Annotated in this window: 16 protein-coding genes; 11 read left to right on the top strand and 5 right to left on the bottom strand. The window is 70.9% G+C overall.

Annotation, left to right across the window (positions count from 1 at the left end):
- Positions 1-28: 28 nt before the first annotated feature.
- Complete coding sequence (locus JIG36_RS27165) at positions 29-418, bottom strand: WhiB family transcriptional regulator (protein ID WP_203379213.1); 390 nt, start codon at positions 416-418, stop codon at positions 29-31.
- 231 nt (positions 419-649) lie between these two features.
- Here JIG36_RS27165 and JIG36_RS27170 point away from each other — a divergent pair, with 231 nt between their 5' ends.
- Positions 650-1,501, top strand: a complete 852-nt coding sequence (locus JIG36_RS27170) for a response regulator transcription factor (protein WP_203379214.1) — start codon at positions 650-652, stop codon at positions 1,499-1,501.
- Between the two features lie 30 nt (positions 1,502-1,531).
- On the opposite strand, the gene JIG36_RS27175 is transcribed toward JIG36_RS27170, so the two are convergent.
- Entirely contained in the window at positions 1,532-1,933 is a 402-nt protein-coding gene (locus JIG36_RS27175) for a DUF5319 domain-containing protein (RefSeq protein ID WP_203379215.1), read from the bottom strand.
- Positions 1,934-2,055: 122 nt separating this feature from the next.
- Here JIG36_RS27175 and guaB point away from each other — a divergent pair, with 122 nt between their 5' ends.
- The 3 genes from guaB to JIG36_RS27190 are packed head-to-tail and all read left to right on the top strand — an operon-like array spanning position 2,056 to position 6,147.
- On the top strand, positions 2,056-3,543 hold the full coding sequence (guaB, locus tag JIG36_RS27180; protein ID WP_203379216.1) for an IMP dehydrogenase: 1,488 nt from the start codon (positions 2,056-2,058) through the stop codon (positions 3,541-3,543).
- A gap of 20 nt (positions 3,544-3,563) precedes the next feature.
- Entirely contained in the window at positions 3,564-4,682 is a 1,119-nt protein-coding gene (locus JIG36_RS27185) for a GuaB3 family IMP dehydrogenase-related protein (protein WP_203379217.1), read from the top strand.
- A gap of 43 nt (positions 4,683-4,725) precedes the next feature.
- Positions 4,726-6,147 (top strand): M1 family metallopeptidase, encoded by a 1,422-nt coding sequence (locus JIG36_RS27190; RefSeq protein WP_203379218.1) that lies wholly within the window; start codon positions 4,726-4,728, stop codon positions 6,145-6,147.
- 1 nt (position 6,148) lies between these two features.
- Here the strand turns inward: JIG36_RS27190 and JIG36_RS27195 are convergent, their stop codons facing one another.
- The gene (locus tag JIG36_RS27195) at positions 6,149-7,216 is read right to left on the bottom strand and encodes an LCP family protein (RefSeq protein ID WP_203379219.1); all 1,068 of its coding nucleotides are present in this window, start codon (positions 7,214-7,216) and stop codon (positions 6,149-6,151) included.
- Positions 7,217-7,347: 131 nt separating this feature from the next.
- Between JIG36_RS27195 and JIG36_RS27200 the strand changes: the two genes are divergently transcribed.
- The 3 genes from JIG36_RS27200 (at position 7,348) to guaA (ending at position 12,184) form a co-directional block, all read left to right on the top strand.
- Complete coding sequence (locus tag JIG36_RS27200) at positions 7,348-9,168, top strand: S8 family serine peptidase (protein ID WP_203379220.1); 1,821 nt, start codon at positions 7,348-7,350, stop codon at positions 9,166-9,168.
- 104 nt (positions 9,169-9,272) lie between these two features.
- A complete protein-coding gene (locus tag JIG36_RS27205) occupies positions 9,273-10,640 on the top strand; it encodes a S8 family serine peptidase (RefSeq protein WP_203379221.1) in 1,368 nt (455 codons plus the stop codon).
- A complete protein-coding gene (gene guaA / locus JIG36_RS27210; protein WP_203379222.1) occupies positions 10,637-12,184 on the top strand; it encodes a glutamine-hydrolyzing GMP synthase in 1,548 nt (515 codons plus the stop codon). The genes JIG36_RS27205 and guaA overlap by 4 nt, the downstream gene beginning before the upstream one ends.
- Before the next feature lie 13 nt (positions 12,185-12,197).
- Here guaA and JIG36_RS27215 read toward each other — a convergent pair whose 3' ends face one another.
- Complete coding sequence (locus JIG36_RS27215) at positions 12,198-12,491, bottom strand: PspC domain-containing protein (protein ID WP_203379223.1); 294 nt, start codon at positions 12,489-12,491, stop codon at positions 12,198-12,200.
- 205 nt (positions 12,492-12,696) lie between these two features.
- Here JIG36_RS27215 and JIG36_RS27220 point away from each other — a divergent pair, with 205 nt between their 5' ends.
- From JIG36_RS27220 to JIG36_RS27235, 4 genes are all read left to right on the top strand, one after another.
- On the top strand, positions 12,697-13,647 hold the full coding sequence (locus tag JIG36_RS27220) for an NUDIX domain-containing protein (protein ID WP_203379224.1): 951 nt from the start codon (positions 12,697-12,699) through the stop codon (positions 13,645-13,647).
- Between the two features lie 5 nt (positions 13,648-13,652).
- Positions 13,653-14,555, top strand: coding sequence for an NUDIX hydrolase (locus JIG36_RS53405; RefSeq protein WP_203379225.1), 903 nt, complete (start codon positions 13,653-13,655; stop codon positions 14,553-14,555).
- Between the two features lie 255 nt (positions 14,556-14,810).
- Positions 14,811-15,683, top strand: a complete 873-nt coding sequence (locus JIG36_RS27230; protein WP_203379226.1) for a CDP-alcohol phosphatidyltransferase family protein — start codon at positions 14,811-14,813, stop codon at positions 15,681-15,683.
- A gap of 402 nt (positions 15,684-16,085) precedes the next feature.
- Positions 16,086-17,333 (top strand): HEAT repeat domain-containing protein, encoded by a 1,248-nt coding sequence (locus JIG36_RS27235; protein ID WP_307872928.1) that lies wholly within the window; start codon positions 16,086-16,088, stop codon positions 17,331-17,333.
- A 31-nt stretch (positions 17,334-17,364) separates the two neighbouring features.
- Here the strand turns inward: JIG36_RS27235 and JIG36_RS27240 are convergent, their stop codons facing one another.
- Positions 17,365-18,609, bottom strand: a complete 1,245-nt coding sequence (locus tag JIG36_RS27240; protein ID WP_203379227.1) for a phosphatidylserine decarboxylase — start codon at positions 18,607-18,609, stop codon at positions 17,365-17,367.
- Between the last annotated feature and the right edge of the window lie 8 nt (positions 18,610-18,617).

An 18,617-nucleotide genomic window follows, 5' to 3' on the forward strand; every position in this document is an offset into this window, starting at 1 on the left:
TCGTCATGGTGATGCCGGGTAACCGGCGTCAGGCCGCCGGCGCCTGCCGCTGTGCGGGAACGGCGGACTTGTGGGGCCGGCCCAGCCGGGCCTCGAGTCGAGCAAGGTCGACACGTCCGTGATGACGGTCGGCGAGGTCCTCCCAGCCGACGGCGAGCAGCCGCAGCCGCTCCGCTTCGCTGAAGCCTCCCCAGACCCCGTACGGCTCCCGCACCGCGAGGGCGTGGGCGGCGCATTCGGCCCGGACCGGGCAGGCGCCGCACATGCTCTTGGCTTTGGATTCCCGGCGGTTGCGGGACGAACCGCGTTCACCGTCGGGGTGGAAGAACTGAGCACTGTCCCGGCCCCGGCACAGTCCAAGTCGTTGCCAGTCCCACAGGTCGGCGATGGGCCCGGGCAGTCTGCGAACGTTCGACATGTAACACCCTCCTCCCGCGCGGCACCGCGGAGTGTCGTCACGAGGGCCCTTGCTCAGGCCTGCCGCGGTGTTACCCCGGTGATCCCCGGCTCACACGCAACATGTCGATGTCTTCTGAAGCCGCATGACATCGGGCTAGCAACTCATACCGATCTTTCCCATTTTTTCCATCTAAAGCGCGTAATGCTGCGGCCCTCGCGTGATCTCCTCTGAGAGAGAAGGAGGATCACTGTGCGTACCGTCCTCGTGTGCGTCCGTACCCCGCTGGCGGCCCAGACCGTCGCGTCCACCGCGGCCCGGCTCGGCATGACCGGCGTCGTCCGGACCGCGGTCAGCGAGACCGAGGCCATGATCCGCCTGGCTGAACGGCCGGCTGAAGTGGTCCTGGCTGACACCGCCGTAACTCGTCCCGACAGCGTCGGCTTCACCCGGCGAGTACTTGCCCGCGCGCCGCAGGCGCAGGTTGTGCTCTTCGGTGCCGAGGACCCCCGGGTCGCCGCGGCGGCCGTCGCCGCCGGCGCCCGCGGTGTCATCCGTGGCGTCGAGCACGACCTGGTCAGTGTCGTCGCCAAGGCGCTGCTCCTGCTGCTGCTCCCGGTGCGCCCGCAGGGCATGCCGATCAACGGGGCCAACGCCCAGCCGGCCACGGTCGCCGGCGGGGCCCGCAACAACAACTCGACCGCGGCCCGCGCCGCCTATCAGAACGGCCTGGCCATGGGGGCGCCGAACGCCGCCGCCGTGCCGGCCGTGCTCGGTCCCAACGCGCCGATGGTTCCGGCGCAGCGTGGTGATGCCCCGATCGATCCGGCGACCGGCCGGCCGATGGTGGCCTGGCCGGGCAACGAGACCCAGGTCGGCGTGGCCGACCCGGCGCCCGCCGGACGGCGGCTCACGCTCACCGAGCGCGAGCTGCAGGTGCTGCGGGGGATGGCCGACGGCAAGAGCAACGCGGAGATCGGCCGGGAGTTGTTCGTCTCGGAGGACACCGTCAAGACTCACGCCCGGCGGCTCTTCCGGAAGCTCGGCGCCCGGGACCGTGCTCATGCGGTCGCAGCCGGCTTCCGGGCCGGGTTGGTCGCTTAACAAAAAGGGGGCCTTCGGGCCCCCTTTTTCTTATTCCTTTTCTTCCTCGTTGCCCTCGGTCAACGTGTCGTGGACACCGTCGGCGTAGCCGCGGGCGTATTCCCACGTGACGTAGTGGTCGGGGTCGGGATCGTAGGCCGGCTCGTGCACCCGGGGCCGCCCACTGCTGAGCAGATGCCGCAGGTTGCCCCGCAGCAGATCCCAGTCGAAATAGTGCGGCTCGTGGCAGTCTTCGCACTCGATGACGAGGCCGCGGATGCCGGTCGGGCTCAGAAGCGCCTGATAGATCTCCAGGTCGGAGAGGTCCTCGAGGACATCCTGCCGTTCGGCGTCGGACAGCGGTTCGGCCTCGGCGTCGTCGCTGAGGTCGTCGAGGCCGGCGGCCGGGTCGGTGGGGTCGCCGTTGAACGGGTCGATCGGCTCTTCTTGCACCCCCTTACCGTACTCACCCTCCGCGGATGTGTGCTGGCCCGCACGTGCTGTCCGTCGTGCGGGGCGGCCGATGACGGATGGGTAGGATGAACTTTCCGTCTTCCGGCTTTTAGGGATGCTCCGTGGAAACTGACTCGGCCCGCACGGTTCCGCTCGGTCTGACCTTCGACGACGTGCTCCTCCAGCCCGGCGAATCGGACATCGTGCCGAGCCGGGTCAACACGAACACACGGCTCACCCGCAACATCAACCTGACGATCCCGCTGCTGTCGGCGGCGATGGACACCGTCACCGAGGCCCGCATGGCGATCGCCATGGCCCGTGAGGGCGGCATCGGCGTGCTGCACCGCAATCTGTCCGCCGAGGACCAGGCGGCCCAGGTCGACCTCGTGAAGCGTTCTGAGTCCGGCATGATCACCAACCCGGTGACCTGCAGCCCCGACGACACCCTGCGCCAGGTCGACCAGCTCTGCGGCCGCTACCGCATCTCCGGCGTCCCGGTCACCGACGGCGACGGCACCCTGGTCGGCATCGTCACCAACCGTGACATGCGCTTCGTCACCGACTCCGAGGCCAAGGTCCGCGACGTCATGACCAAGATGCCGCTGATCACGGCCAAGGTCGGCGTGAGCAAGGACGAGGCGCTGGGCCTGCTGCAGCAGCACAAGATCGAGAAGCTTCCGCTGATCGACGACAGCGGCAAGCTGCGCGGCCTCATCACGGTGAAGGACTTCACCAAGAGCGAGCAGTTCCCCAACGCCACGAAGGACGCGCAGGGCCGTCTGCGGGTCGCCGCCGCGGTGGGCGTCGGCGACGACTCCTACAAGCGCGCCCGCGGCCTCATCGACGCCGGCGTCGACGTGATCATCGTGGACACCTCGCACGGCCACCAGCGCCAGGTGCTCGACATGATCGCCCGGCTCAAGCGCGACACCGCCACCGACATCGTGGGCGGCAACGTCGCGACCTACGCCGGCGCCAAGGCGATGGCCGAGGCCGGCGCCGACGCGGTCAAGGTCGGCGTGGGCCCGGGCGCCATCTGCACCACCCGCATCGTGGCCGGGGTCGGCGTCCCGCAGATCACCGCCGTGATGGAGGCCCAGCGGGCGTGCGCGCCGTTCGGCGTCCCGGTGATCGCCGACGGTGGCATCCAATACAGCGGCGACATCGCCAAGGCGATCGTGGCCGGCGCCGAGACCGTCATGCTGGGCGGCCTGCTGGCCGGCTCGGAAGAGAGCCCCGGCGACCTCATCTTCGTCAACGGCAAGCAGTACAAGTCCTACCGGGGAATGGGTTCGCTCGGCGCCATGCAGTCGCGCGGTCAGGCCAAGTCGTACTCGAAGGACCGCTACTTCCAGCATGATGTGCCGGAGGAGAAGCTCGTGCCCGAGGGCGTCGAGGGCCAGGTTCCCTACCGTGGTCCGCTCTCCCGCGTGGTGGCCCAGCTGGTCGGCGGTGTCCGGCTCGCGATGGGTTACGCCGGGGCCGAGACCATTCCCGACTTGCAGCAGCGTGGCCAGCTCATCAGGATTACCGCGGCGGGCCTCAAGGAAAGCCACCCGCACGACATCCAGATGACCGTCGAGGCTCCCAACTACCACTCCCGCTAGTTCGTTGTAGAGGATCTGAAATGCGTGACGTCGTGGAGATCGGTCTCGGCAAGACCGCTCAGCGCGGATACCACCTGGACGACATCGCCATCGTCCCGAGCCGCCGCACCCGCGACGTGGACGACGTGTCCACCGAGTGGCGCGTCGACGCCTACCCCTTCAAGATCCCCTGCGTTGCGCACCCGTCCGACGCGACCATGAGCCCGGAGTCCGCGATCGCCCTGGGCCGCCTCGGCGGCCTGGGGGTGCTCAACGCCGAGGGCCTGTGGACGCGTTACGAAGACCCGACCAAGATCCTGGAGGAGCTGGCCTCGCTCGACGAGGACGCCGACGCGACCCGGCGCCTCCAGGAGGTCTACTCCGAGCCGATCAAGCCCGAGCTGATCGCCGAGCGGGTGCGCACCATGCGCGAGGGCGGCATCACCGTCGCCGTGCGGGTGTCGCCGCAGCACACCCTCGCGCTGGCCCCGGTCGTGCTCGACGCCGGCATCGACCTGCTGGTCATCCAGGGCACGCTGGTCAGCGCCGAGCACGTGTCGGTCACCGACGAGCCGCTGAACCTCAAGGAGTTCATCGCCGACCTCGACCTGCCGGTCATCGTCGGCGGCTGCACCGACTACAAGACGGCGCTGCACCTCATGCGCACGGGCGCGGCCGGCGTGATCGTCGGGGTCGGCGCCGACGAGTGGTCGACCACCGACACCGTGCTCGGCATCCGGGTGCCGATGGCCACCGCGATCGCCGACGCCGCGGCCGCCCGCCGCGACTACCTCGACGAGACCGGCGGGCGCTACGTCCACCTGATCGCCGACGGCGGCATCTCCACCTCGGGCGACATCGCCAAGGCGATCGGCTGCGGCGCCGACGCGGTGATGCTCGGCGAGCCGCTGTCGCTGGCCGAGGGCGCCCCGGCCGGCGGTGCCTGGTGGCACTCGTCGGCGAGCCACCCGCAGCTTCCGCGGGGCGGGTTCTGCATCGCCGGTGAGCCCGATGGCACCCTCGAAGAGCTGCTCTACGGCCCGGCCAACCGGCCCGACGGCCAGCTCAACCTCTTCGGCGGGCTGCGACGCGCGATGGCCAAGTGCGGTTACCGCGACGTCAAGGAGTTCCAGAAGGTCGCGCTCGTCCTCGACAAGTAGGCCTTTCCCGGGCCTTTCGCGGCACGGCGCTAACCTCGCGCCTATGAAACGTACGGGTGTTGCCGGAGTCCTCTGTGTCGCGCTGGCGGTGGCCGGCTGTTCCGGGGACGACGAACCGGCCCCCACGCCGACCACGTCCTCCGCGCCGGCGTTCGCCCCCGGTGCGGAGGGCATCGGCGACCCGTACTTCCCGAAGTACGGCAACGGCGGGTACGACGTGGCCGGCTACGACCTGAAGGTCCGGTACGACCCGAGCCGCAAACAGCTCACCGGCACGGCCACGATCACCGCCACGGCCACTCAGGACCTGTCCCGGTTCAACCTCGATCTGTCCAAGCTGACCGCGAAGAACGTGACGGTCGACGGCGTACGGGCCAGTTCGTCGGCCACCGGTGCCGAGCTGACCATCACCCCGGCCGCCGGCATCCCGAACGGCCGCCCGTTCACCACGGTGATCGAGTATGGCGGCACACCCGGCCAGCTCGGCACCGCGGTGCTCGGCGAGGGCGGCTGGCTGCAGAACCCGCAGGGCGCCGTCGCGCTGGGGCAGCCCGAGTCGGCCAGCACCTGGTTCCCGGTCAACGACCACCCGCGCGACAAGGCCACCTTCAAACTCGAGATCACCGTGCCCGAGGGGGTCGAGGCGATCAGCAACGGCGTGCCCGGCCCGCAGCGCACCGCCGGCGGCTGGACCACCTGGAGCTGGTCGGAGAGCGCGCCGATGGCCAGCTATCTCGCGATGGTCGTGATCGGTCAGTACCGCATCACCACCACCACGCACAGCGGCAAGCCGATGGTGATCGCGGTCTCCGAGCAGCTGCCCGCCAACGGGCCGGCCGCGCAGTCGCTGGCCAGGACCGCCGAGATCACCGACTTCCTGGCCACCAAGTTCGGGCCCTACCCGTTCGACGCCAACGGCGGGGTCGCGGTCGACGACCAGCGCATCGGCTACGCGCTCGAGACGCAGAGCCGCCCGGTCTACGGTCCCGCGTTCTTCACCCGCGGCCCCAACGAGGGGGTGATCGCGCACGAGCTGGCCCACCAGTGGTTCGGCGACAGCGTGGCCCTGGAGAAGTGGCAGGACATCTGGCTCAACGAGGGCTTCGCCACGTACGCGGAATGGCTGTGGGACGAGCAGTCCGGCGGCGACAGCGTGCAGGCCAACTTCGACAACGTCTACAACTCGTACCCGTGGAACCAGCCCGGCGAGGCCGGCGACCCCGGAGCCAGCCGCATCTTCGGCCAGGCGGTCTATCAGCGCGGCGGCATGACCGTCTTCGCGCTGCGCAAGGCGATCGGCGATCCGGCCTTCGACCAGCTGCTCAAGCGGTGGACCAGCGAGCACAAGGACGGCAACGCCGACACCGACGACCTGATCGCGATGGCCGAGGAGATCTCCGGCAAGCAGCTCGACGACCTGTTCCAGGCCTGGCTGTTCTCGACGGAGAAGCCCGCCAAGCCCTGACCTATTTGTCGACCAGCTTGGGGTGGCTCGCCAGGTAGGCCTCGGCCTTGCCCGCGGCGAGGGCCTTGATGAACCCGCGGCCCTCGGCGGTGAGCTGCTCGCCGAGGTAGCCGCTGCCCCGGCCGACCCCCTGGCCGGGCAGGCTGACCCGGGTGATCTTCTCGGGGGCGAGATTGCGGAGCGCGTACGCGTATTCCACCGGTTGCCGCCCGCCCAGGTAGACGAAGGTGTCCCCGAGCGCACTGACCAGTTGGTCCACTTTGCCGCTTTCGGTGGGCACTCCCTGGGCGAGCGCCTTGTCGAGCAGGGCCGCGACGAGCTGCCGCTGGTGGCGCTGCCGGTCGTAGTCGCCGTCGGGCAGTCCGTACCGCTGTCGCGCGTAGTCGATCGCCTGCCAGCCGACCAGGTGCCGCCGGCCGGGCTCATAGACGGCCTGCGGCCCGACGTAGTCGCCGCCGGAGAGCGGGCGCAGCGAGCCGTCCGGTTTGCGGTGGCGCGACTTCACCTTCTGGTCGATCACCAGGTCGACCCCGCCGAGCTGGTCGGTGAGCCGGGCCAGGCCGCCGAAGTTGAGGATCGCGCCGGCCTGGAACTCCTTGATGCCGGTGTAGGCGCGGAGCGTCCTGACCAGCAGCTCGTAGCCCTTCTCGGTGCTCGGCTGCTTGCTGCCCGGGACCCGGGACCCGCGGCTCATGGCCTCGGTGATCTTGTGGGTGCCGTGTCCGGGGATCGCCACCCGGGTGTCGCGCGGAATCGAGTAGAGATAGGCCGACTCGAGGCCTTTGTCGACGTGCAGCAGCATGATGGCATCGGCGTGCGGTTCCCAGCCCGGGATCGAGACCCGGGTGTCGACACCGACGAGCACCAGGTCGAGCGGGCCGGTGATGTCGGCGCCGGGCGACGGGGCCGGGGTGGTCGGCTCGGCCGAGGGAACGACCGGGGCCGAGATGGTGGGGGTTGCCGTAGGCTTGTCCGACTTGGACCGGACCGCCAGCGCGATGCCCCCGCCGGCCAGCAGCACCACGACCACGGCCCCGGCGATCCACAGACCCACCCTGTTGTTCCGCATGGCGGAACAGTAAGCGAGCGGGATCGGCAGCTCAATGCCTGGTGATCTCGGAATGTGAAACCGGTCATTGCTTTCCGCTGATTCGCCCGTACGCTGACCGCCGCTAATCAACGGGGGAGGCAAGTGCTTCTATGAAGCTCACCAAGCGGCGGATCACCGTCGGTCTCATCTCCACCGCCGTCGTCGTGTCGATGACGAGCGTGACCACCTGGGCGCTGGCTGCCGACAACGAGAAGGCCGCGAGCTCGGCCGCAGCCGTCCGCCTGGTGATCAGCTACAAGGACGGTGCCGACCGCACGGCCGCCAACCGGACGATGTCCGCGGCCGGTGCGCGCAGCATCAACGCCACCGGAGCCGGAGCGTCGGCGCTGGCCGCGGTCAACGCGACCCGCGTGACGGTGTCCTCGGCCCGCAGCTCCGCGATGATCAGCGAGCTGCGCAACGACCCCAATGTGACGTCCGTGCAGGTCGACCCGCGGGTCAAGAAGTTCGACGTCATCCCGAACGACCCGACCTTCAAGTACCAGAACGAGATGTACACGATCAAGGCCCCGGCGGCCTGGGAGACCACCACCGGCGGTTCCCCCGCGGTGACCGTCGCCGTGATCGACACCGGCGTCAACGCGGTCAAGGACCTGGCCGGCGCGACCGTGGCCGGTTACGACTTCGCCAACAACGACTCCAACCCGGCCGATGACGAGGGCCACGGCACCGCCGTCGCCGCGCTGATCGCCGCCCGCGGCAACAACGGCCAGGGCATGGCCGGCGTCTGCTGGACCTGCAAGATCATGCCGATCAAGGTGCTCGACAGCGAGGGCAGCGGCTACGACAGCGACATCGCGCAGGGCATTATCTGGGCCGTCCAGAAGGGCGCCCGCATCCTGAACCTCTCGCTCGGCGGTCCCACCTCGACCAAGGTGCTGGCCGACGCGGTGGCCTACGCCAACATGAACGGCGCCGTCGTGGTTGCCGCGGCGGGCAACGAGGGCAACACCGTCAAGCAGTACCCCGGCGCCTACGGCGACGTGGTCACGGTGGCCGCCACCGAGCGTTGCGCCGCCTACGAGGGCGACCCGGACTGCACCGCCGGCACCACCACCCGGTCGCGCTGGTCGTCGTACAACAAGGCCGGCGACTCCTGGGTCGACATCGCCGCGCCCGGCACGGTGACGAGCATGGACCGCGGTGGCAGCTACAGCACCGGCATCCAGGGCACGTCGTTCTCGAGCCCGATCGTGGCCGGCGCCGCCGCGCTGGTGAAGTCGCAGAACCCGACCTACAGCGGCTGGTCCATCGCGCGTTCGCTCTACGTCGGCGCCGCGTCCCGGCCGCTGGCCAACGGCGGTGTCAACTACGGCCTGCTCGACATCCCGAAGTCGTTCGGCGTCGCGACCGACACCACCCCGCCGAACGCCTCGGGCATCGTCCCGGCCGCCGGCTCGATCAAGCGGGGCACGTTCGCGGTCAGCCCGGTCGGCCTGAACGACAACAGCGGCACGATCAAGTCGGGCATCCGGAACTCGACGCTCTGGGTGAACGGGGTCTTCAAGGGCTACAGCCGTAACGCGCCGTTCGGCATCAGCTTCAACTTCAGCTCGTACAACGGTCCGACCAAGATCGAGCTGCGGTTCTTCGACCGGGCCGGCAACAACAAGATCGTGTCGAACACCATTACGGTCGACAACAAGGCGCCGTCCGTGCGGATCACCTCGGCCCCCAAGAGCGGGTCCAAGGTCGGCAGCAAGGTGACGATCGGCTACACCGGCTCCGACACGTACGGTGTCGCCCGCTACGAGCTTCTGCTCAACGGCAAGGTGGCCCAGACGCACACCTCGACCTCGGCCTTCGTCTTCGGCTCGACCGCCGTGCCGAAGAGCTTCACGGTCCAGGTGCGGGCCGTCGACAAGGCCGGCAACCCGGGCCTGTCGACCAAGTACAGCTACACCCGCTAGACACCCTGATCGCACCGGGGAACCAACCGGGCGATCAAGCGAGCGACCGAATGTGAAGGAGCCGGCCACCGTGGCCGGCTCCTTCCGTTTGTGAGGTCGCAGGCATGCGCAAGCTGCTCGCTGGTCTGGTCGCCGCCGGTTCGATGCTGGTCGCGACGCCCGCCCAGGCCGCCGTCGCGCAGCCCGGGCTGACCCAGGCCCGCGTCACCGACGCCTGGGCGATGACCCGCGGCTCGTCCCGGGTGATCGTCGCGGTGATCGACACCGGGGTGAGCGCGCTGCCCGATCTGGCCGGTCGCCTGCTGCCCGGCCGCGACTTCGTGAACCACGACAACGACGCGTCCGACGACAACGGGCACGGCACGATGGCCGCCACCGTGATCGCGGCGGCGGGCGGAAACCGTACGGGAATCGCCGGTGTCTGCTGGTCGTGCCGGATCCTGCCGGTCAAGGTGCTCAACGCGAAGGGCGGCGGCTCCTACACCGACATCGCCCTGGGCATCCGCTACGCGGCCGACCGGGGCGCCGCCGTGATCAGCCTGTCGCTGGGCGGGTCGGACGACAGCCCGCTGCTGCGCGACGCGGTCGCCTACGCCGGGAGCAAGGGCGCGCTGGTCGTCGCGGCGGCCGGCAACCGGGGCGTCTCGGCGCCGCACTACCCGGCCGCCCTCCCGGGCGTGCTCGCCGTCGGCGGGGTCACGCCGACCGGCGCCCGCTACGAGTGGTCCAACTTCGGCTCCTGGGTCGCCGTGACCGCGCCCGGTTGCAACCCGGCGCAGGGCCCGTCCGGCGCGGTCGGGCCCTACTGCGGAACCTCCTCGGCGACGCCGTTCGTGGCGGGCGTGGCGGGTCTGCTGGCCTCGACCGACCCGGCGCCCACGGCCGGGCAGATCCGCTCGGCGCTGGTCGCCACCCGGTCCCGTACGTCCAGGCTGGTCGACGCCGGAGCCGCGCTACGGGCCCTGCCCCTCGACGGTGACGTCGTCCGGCCGTTCGCCGCCTTCGGTGCCCTCCGTTCTGTCGTGCGCGGCCGGGTGACCGTCACGGCTTCCGCCGCCGACCAGCATGGCGTCTCGCGGGTGCAGCTGTACGCCGGTGGCCGGCTGATCGCCACCGACACCACCGCGCCGTACTCCTTCGCCTGGCAGTCCGCCCCGCGCACCGGCCTCGTCCCGCTGGAGCTGCGGGTGTACGACCGGCGCGGCAACCTCACCGTGGTGCGCCGCACCGTCCGCGCCGACAACACCGCTCCGGCCCTGCGGCTGGTGAAGTCCGGCCGCACCGTGACCGCCCGGGCCGCCGACCCGTCCGGCATCGCGCGTCTGGAACTGGTCGTCAACGGCAAGGTGACAGCGCGTTCGGTGGCCGCCACGCGCCGTTTCACCCTGCCCGCCCGGGCCCGGACCGTGGTCGTCCGGGCGGTTGACCGGGCCGGGAACGTGCGGGTCGTCAACGGTAAACTCGGCGGGTGAGTCTTCCCCGACCGGTTCTCGTCGTCGACTTCGGCGCCCAGTACGCCCAGCTGATCGCCCGCCGTGTCCGTGAGGCGCGGGTCTATTCCGAGATCGTCCCGCACTCGATGCCCGTCGCCGAGATGCTGGCCAAGGATCCCGCCGCCATCATCCTGTCCGGCGGCCCGTCCAGCGTCTACGAGCCCGGCGCGCCCGTGCTCGACGCGAAGCTGTTCGACAACGAGGTGCCGGTCTTCGGCATCTGTTACGGCTTCCAGGCGATGGCCCAGGCGCTCGGCGGCACGGTCGCGCACACCGGCTCCCGTGAATACGGCCGCACCCACCTGACCGCCCAGGGCGGCACGCTGCTGCGCGAGCTGCCGGAAGACCTGCCGGTCTGGATGAGCCACGGCGACAGCGTGGCCGTGGCGCCGCAGGGCTTCGCGGTCACCGCGTCGACCCCGGGCGCCCCGGTGGCCGCGTTCGAAGACCTCAACACCCGCCGGGCCGGCGTGCAGTTCCACCCCGAGGTCGCGCACACCGAGCAGGGCCAGGAGATGCTCAAGCGTTTCCTCTACGACATCGCCGGCCTCGAGCCGACCTGGACGCCCGGCAACATCATCGACGACCAGGTGGCCGCGATCCGCGAGCAGGTCGGCGACAAGCAGGTGATCTGCGGGCTGTCCGGCGGGGTCGACTCGGCGGTCGCCGCGGCGCTCGTGCAGAAGGCCATCGGCGACCAGCTGACCTGCGTCTTCGTCGACCACGGCCTGCTCCGCGCGGGCGAGGCCGAGCAGGTCGAGAAAGACTTCGTGGCCGCCACCGGCGCCCGGCTCAAGGTGGTCGACGCGGCCGAGGTGTTCCTGGGCCACCTGGCCGGGGTCACCGACCCCGAGCAGAAGCGCAAGATCATCGGCCGCGAGTTCATCCGCGCGTTCGAGGGTGCGGCCCGCGAGCTCGACGCCGAGCGCCACATCGAGTTCCTGGTGCAGGGCACGCTCTATCCCGACGTGGTCGAGTCGGGTGGCGGCACGGGCACGGCCAACATCAAGTCCCACCACAACGTGGGCGGCCTCCCCGACGACCTGCAGTTCGCGCTGATCGAGCCGCTGCGCACCCTGTTCAAGGACGAGGTGCGGGCTCTCGGGGCCGAGCTGGGCCTGCCGGAAGAGATGGTGCAGCGGCACCCGTTCCCCGGCCCCGGCCTGGCCATCCGCATCATCGGCGCGGTCGACCGCGAGCGGCTCGACCTGCTGCGGGCGGCCGACCTGATCGCCCGCGAGGAGCTGACCGCCGCCGGCCTCGACCGCGACGTCTGGCAGTTCCCGGTGGTGCTGCTGGCCGACGTGCGCAGCGTCGGCGTGCAGGGCGACGGACGCACGTACGGCCATCCGGTCGTGCTGCGGCCGGTCTCGAGCGAAGACGCGATGACCGCCGACTGGTCGCGCCTGCCCTACGACGTGATCGCCAAGATCTCCACCCGCATCACCAACGAGGTGCGCGAGGTCAACCGGGTGGTGCTCGACGTCACGAGCAAGCCGCCGGGCACCATCGAGTGGGAGTGACGCCTCCCTACCACTACTGCTGCTGATCTGCGTTCGGCTGCATCTGCTCCGCGTTCGGCTGCATCGGAGAGCCCGGCCACGACGGTCCGGGCTCTTCCGGCATCAGGAACCACATGATCGGGTAGGCGAGCAGGGCCGCGCCCGCGGTGATCACGGCGAGCAGCACGAAGGCCACCCGCACGAGCACCGGGTCGACGCCGAAGTAGCGTCCGACACCGCTGCAGACGCCCGCCGCGAGACGGTCGTCGAGAGGCCGGCGGAGTTGCTTGTACGGGGTCTGGATGCCGCCGTCAGGAAGCTGTGTCATGTCCCCATGGTGGCTCCGTCAAGGCCCCGACAACCTCGGTGAGCACCCGGATACGGACCCTGAAATAAGGGGTTACGGTTTGTAGTCGATCGAGGGCCGATTGTGCCTAATGGTGCTCTGATCAGCGATTACGCAGCGCGAACCACCTGTCAGGAATCCGACAGACGTTTTCTGGAGTTAACATATTCCGGGCAGAATGCCGCCCGTGACCCCCGCACTCGAACCGCTCCGCCGGATCGCCGCCTACGCCGTCGCCACCGATGACGACGGCCGCGTGCTGCTCGTGCGCGCCTCCAGCCGTTCCGGCACGCCGGGCGTCTGGTCGCTGCCCGGCGGCGCCGTGGACCACGGCGAAGACCCGAACCACACCGTCGTCCGCGAGACCGCGGCCGAGACCGGTCTGTCCGTCGCCGTCACCGGACTACGCGACGTGCTGGCCGACATGCGCTCGCTACCGCACCGTGGCGTCACCATCCACACCGACCGCCTCATCTACTCGGTGTCGATCCGGGGCGGCACGATCGTGGACCGGGTCGGCCACCCCACCGACCTGGCCCGGTGGCACACCCTCGAAGAGGCCGAGCGCCTCAAACTCCGGCAGTTCACGGCCGACGCGCTCGGACTGGGCAGCGCCTCGGCCGACCTGCGCCCCGAGACGGCGCCCACGTTCCCGTCGTTCTATGCCCACCCCGGGCCCGACGGGCTGCACCGGGCGCAGCGGTTCGCGGCGTACGCGATCGCCACCGACCCGCACGACACGAGCCTGCTGCTGACCCGGATCGCTCCGGGTTATCCCGGAGAGGGTCGCTGGCACCTGCCCGGCGGCGGCACCGACTACGGCGAGCAGCCCGGCACCGCGCTGATCCGCGAGCTGGTCGAGGAGACCGGTCAGGAGGGCCGGCTCGTCGAACTGCTCGGCGTGGCCAGTCACCGTGACGCGGCGTCGCTGGGGCCGGAGGGTTACCCGATCGACTGGCACGGCGTACGAGCCTTCTACCGGGTGATCGTCGACCGGCCGACCGAGGTCGAGATCCACGATGTCGGCGGTTCCACTTCCGAGGCCCGCTGGGTGCCGGTCAAGCAGGTCGCCGACCTGCCGGAAGACGATCTCACCGAGGTGACGGCCGAGGCGCTGCGCAAGGCGGGACTAATCTAGTCCCGGTGAAGATCAGAAGGGTCGGGGCGTACGGGATATGCCGCGACGGATCCGGGCGGGTGCTGCTCGCCCGGAACTCGGCGCTGAGCTCGTTCCCCGGCCTGTGGACCCTGCCCGGCGGCGGCGTCGAGCAGGGCGAGCACCCGGACGACGCGGTGGTTCGCGAGTTCGGTGAGGAGACCGGCTTCCGCGTACGCGTCGACGCCCTCCACGCCGTCACGGCGGACGTCTTCCGGCTGCCCGGCGGGGAGCTCGAACACACCGACCGGATCGTCTACGACGTGTCGGTGACCGGCGGGTCGTTGCGCCCCGAGGCCGACGGCACCACCGAGACTGTCGAATGGGTCACCGAGGCGCAGATCACCCAACTGGGTCTGATGCCGTTCACCGCGGTCATGCTCGGGCTTCCGGGCAGCGAGTCCGACAAACCGGACGAAGGTGAGGAGCTGTCGCGTCCGGCGCGGGTGCAGCGTTTCGGCGCGTACGGCGTCACGACCGACCCGAACGGGCGGATTCTTCTCACCCGGATCGCCGAGGGTTATCCGGGCGCCGGCCGCTGGCACCTGCCCGGCGGCGGCACCGACCACGGCGAGACACCCGAGGCGGCACTCGTTCGCGAACTGGCCGAGGAGACCTCGCAGAATGGCCGCGTGACCGGTCTCGTCGGCGTGTCGCACCGCCACGATCCCGCAGCGTTCGGGCCCGAAGGGGTGCCGATCGACTGGCACGTCATCCGTGTCCTGTTCAGGGTCCGGGTCGATCGGCCGACGGAACCTGTGGTGGCCGAGGAAGCGGGCGGATCCACCGCCGAAGCACGATGGTTCACGCTTGACGAGGCACGCAGACTGGACCTCACCGAGCCGGCCGCCACCGCGGTAGCCCGGATCGAAGCGGAACCGAGGCGCTAAAATCTGCTCAGGGAGAGGCGGACAGGGCCTGTCCCGCGGGATGGAATTGGCTCCTCGCCAACATCGTTTAGCTGTGCGAAGGTGTAACCCGCAATTCACCCGGGTCCGTATGTGCGGCGGGCTACCGGGCCACGACCCACCGCGATCGCCGGTGGTCCACCGATCCCATGGAGGAAGCACGTGCCGAGAACCCCTTGGCGCCGGCGTCGTACGACGGATAGTCCCCGTCCCGCCGGTCGTCGTTGGGCAGGCCGGTTGCGCCGCAGCGGAACCCTCGCGCGGCAGGCTCTGCTGGTGCGGGTGGGTGGCCGGAACTCCGGTCGCGCCGCCACCGCCACGCGAGCCGAGGTCATCTACACCGGCGCCGAGCACGGCCGTCTGATCGGCCCCGTCGCTCCCCACCTGGCGATCCCGGCGCCCGCCGAGCAGGTCGCCGAAGAGGTCGCGCTTCTTCCGGGGGAGCAGACCCCGGCCCGCCGCCTCCGCTTCGCCATTGTCAACGCGTGCACCCTGGCCAGCCTGGCCCTGGGCATGTTCGCGATCCTGCTGGCGATGCACGACGAGGTCCGCCTCGCCGCCGCCTTCCTGGTCGCCTGCGTGGTCTTCGACGGCCTCGACGGCGCGCTCGCCCGCAAGCTGGGCGTGTCGAGCCCGTTCGGCGCCCAGATGGACTCGCTGGCCGACATGTGCTCGTTCGGCCTGGCCGCGCCCGTGGTGGTCTACGCGTCGCTGGCCCACACGGTGCCGACCCCGGCCGCCGCGGTGGCCTGCATGCTGGTCGCCGCCTGCGCCGCGATCCGGCTGGCCCGCTTCAACGTCTCGCCCAAGGACGGCAAGTTCTTCTCCGGCGTGCCGACGACACTGGTCGCGGCCGTGCTCGCCCTCACCGTGCTGATCGACCTGCCACTGCCCGGCGTGGTCATCCTGGGCGGGGTGGCGTTGCTCGCCTTCGCGATGGTGTCGAGCTTCCCCTACGCGAAACTTGCTCGCCTGGTCAAGCTGCCGGCCTGGTTCTGGCTGCTGCCGGTCGTGGGCGCCCTGGTCGACGCCCGCCTGACGTTCGTCATGCTGGTCGCGGCCTACCTGGTCAGCGGCCCGATCATGTGGGTCCGGGCCAAGCGCGTGTAGCTCCCGTTTCGCTCGACAGGCCGTCCCGCCAGGGGCGGCCTGTTCTGTGTTTGCTGGCTGTGCTTGCTGGCCTTCGCTGCCCGCTCGGCGGGGATTTCGCCCCTGGAGGTCGATGACTTGGACACCGAAAACGGCCTCGCTTCGCTAGCCGTTTTCGGCGCCCAAGTCATCGACGGGCGAAATCCGACTCTGGTCGCGGTCAGACCACCTTCGGATTGCGGTTGGCGCTAGGGCCTATCTGGTGGATCGCGCGGGAGTGAGGCGAGGTCCAGGTGGTGGCTGGCGTCGGCCGGGAAGTGGGCGTCGGCCGGGAAGTGGCCGCTTGCCGGACGCCGTCAGGCGCCGCCTGGGCCACGCCGCAGCCCCTCGTGATCCACCAGATGGGCGCTAGGCTGTGGGGCCGTGCGCGAGTTGATGATGCGGCTTTCGGTCGACCGGGAGGCTGCGCGGGCTGAGCTGGTGGCGCTGGGGGCCGAGGCGGTCGGGCCGCTGATCGCCGAGCTGACCGATGAACAGTCGCCGGTTGGGTGGGGTGACATCGGGGTCGTGCTGCGGTCGATCGGGCGGCCGGCGTTCGGGCCACTGACGGAAGCGCTTGTCGTGGCGCCCACGCGCGAGACCGCGCGGCGCTGTGGCTGGGCGTTCATGGGCTTCGGCGCCGACCTGCTCGACGACTACATCGGGGCCCTCGCCCATCCCGACCCGGTGGTGCGGGACAACGCGGCGCTGGGCATCCAGTACTGCCGCGAGCGGGGCGCTTCCGCCGTACCGGCCCTGGTCGGCCTGCTCGACGATCCCGACGAGGAGGTGCGTCAGCGGGTGGTCCGGGCGCTCGGCGAGATCGGTGCGACCGCCGCCGTCCCCGCTCTCCGGCAGGTGCGCGCGGACGGGCCGGGCCGCCGCCGGGCGGCCGCGCTGCGGGCGCTCGCCCACGTCGGCGGGTTCGAGGCGTTGACCGAGGCCGACCGTGCGGCGATCGAGCGGCTCATCCGGGTGAAGCTGACGAACGAGCGGATCGAGGGCGAGGAGCCGTGCGGGCGCTGGCTGGCGCTGCCGACCGGCGACCAGGCCGCCGTGCTCGAAGCGCTCGGCCTCAGCGAACCCCGGCCGGCCACGATGCGGCTCGGGCGGGCCGCGGTCGAATCGGCGGGCCACGGCCCGGGCCCCGAGGAACGCCGTGGCGCGGTGGTCTTCGTCAGCCCGGAGCTCGACGGCTGGACCCTGGTGTTCGGGTTCTGGGCGGGGAAGTGGGGCGACGACGGCCACGAGCAGGAGGCGGCCGGCGAGCTCAGCGGGCGGTTCGGCCGGGCCCAGGCGTACTGGTACGACGACCAGACCGGCTCGTCGGGCTGGACCGTCGCCGAGGGCGGCCGGGTGGTCCGGCACTACTCGGACGAGGGCGAGGAACCGGTCGGCGAACGGCTGCCGGTCGAGCGGACCCGGCTCACGTTCGCCGATCTGGACGAGCTGCCGCCCGAGGAGTGGCCGGAGGACGACGACATCTGCTCGGCGCTGACCGTGGCGGCCGCGATGTCGATCTCACCGGCGGATCTGGGGCCCGGGACGCGCGTACGGGGAAATGGTGTTCTCGCCCTGACGAGAGCCGGCCGGGACCACGGTGGGTTCCCGGCCGGCGCTCTGCCGATCTGAGCTGGTCGCCGCCCGGAGCCGGCGGACGGACCTAGAGCCAGCGGGCGATGACGGACGAGCCGCCGGCCACCTTGTCGTTGACGCTGACCAGCGCCTCGGCCTTGTCGGCGGGCAGGTAGACGTCGGTGCGGGAGCCGAAGCGGATCAGGCCCATGCGCTCGCCGCGGGCCACCAGCGTGCCGACCGGGACGCGCTGCACGATGCGCCGGGCGATCAGACCCGTGCGCTGGACCACGCCCACCGTGCCGTGGTCGGTGTCGAGCACCGTGTAGGCCGCCACGTTGTGCTCGGCGGCGGCGGTCATCGCGTTCGCGTAGCCGCCCTCCTCGACGAAGTAGTCGGAGACGCGCCCGGCCACCGGCACCCGGTTGACGTGCACGTCGAGCACCGACAGGAACACCGCGATGCGCAGGAACTCGCCCGGGCCGAAGCGCTCGTCGGTCATCCGCTCGACCGACAGCACCCGCCCGTCGGAGGCGGCGACCACCGCGGACGGGTCGTCGGGCCCGACCCGCTCGGGGTCGCGGAAGAACGCCGCGACCGGCGCCGCGGCCAGCGCGGGCAGCAGCCACAGCTTCGACTTGGGCCGGGCGATGCGGGCCGCGGCGGCCAGGCCGAGCGCGATGCCGGCGGCGGCCACACCGTTGGAGTCGATGTGCATGCCCTGGGTGACCGGGACGCTGGAGGGCCGATAGGCCGGGGCCAGGGTGGCCGCGACCTGCGGGTCGGCCGGGGTGAACCGGAGCTTGTGCACACGCAGCGGCGGCTGGTTGCGCACCACGAGGTCGGAGCCGACGCCGAAGAGCGCGCTCTGGCGGAACAACTCGGCCGCGGCGCCACCCGTGCGGCCCGGCGTGGCCGGGACGGCGAGCGTGACGACGCCGCCGTCGCTGAGGTGCTTGCCGAGCCGGTCGAGCAGGTCACGGACCTCGCCCGCGGTGCCGGCGAGCGGCTCGCCGACGATCAGCACGTCGGCCTGGCCGGCCTCGTCGAGCGTGTCGACCACGTGCACCCGGTCGGCGATCCAGCTGCCCAGGCCGTCGATGTGGTCGCGCAGCAGATCGGCGGTGCTGCGCTCGCCGGCGACCAGGGTGAGGCGGTCGCCCGGCAGCAGGGCCTCGACCGCGCTCGCCACCACGGGCGAGGCATGGTCGGCGCCCGCCACGATCGCGGTGGTGGCCGCGTTGTGGCGGGCGAACTCGGCGGTGAGGGCGCGGGCGGCCGTGGCGCCGACTCCGACGATCGGCGCACGGGACACGACGGGGAACGCAGTCATGACCCCGA

Origin of the sequence: Paractinoplanes ovalisporus (assembly GCF_016834655.1) — a bacterium.
GTDB lineage: Bacteria > Actinomycetota > Actinomycetes > Mycobacteriales > Micromonosporaceae > Actinoplanes > Actinoplanes ovalisporus.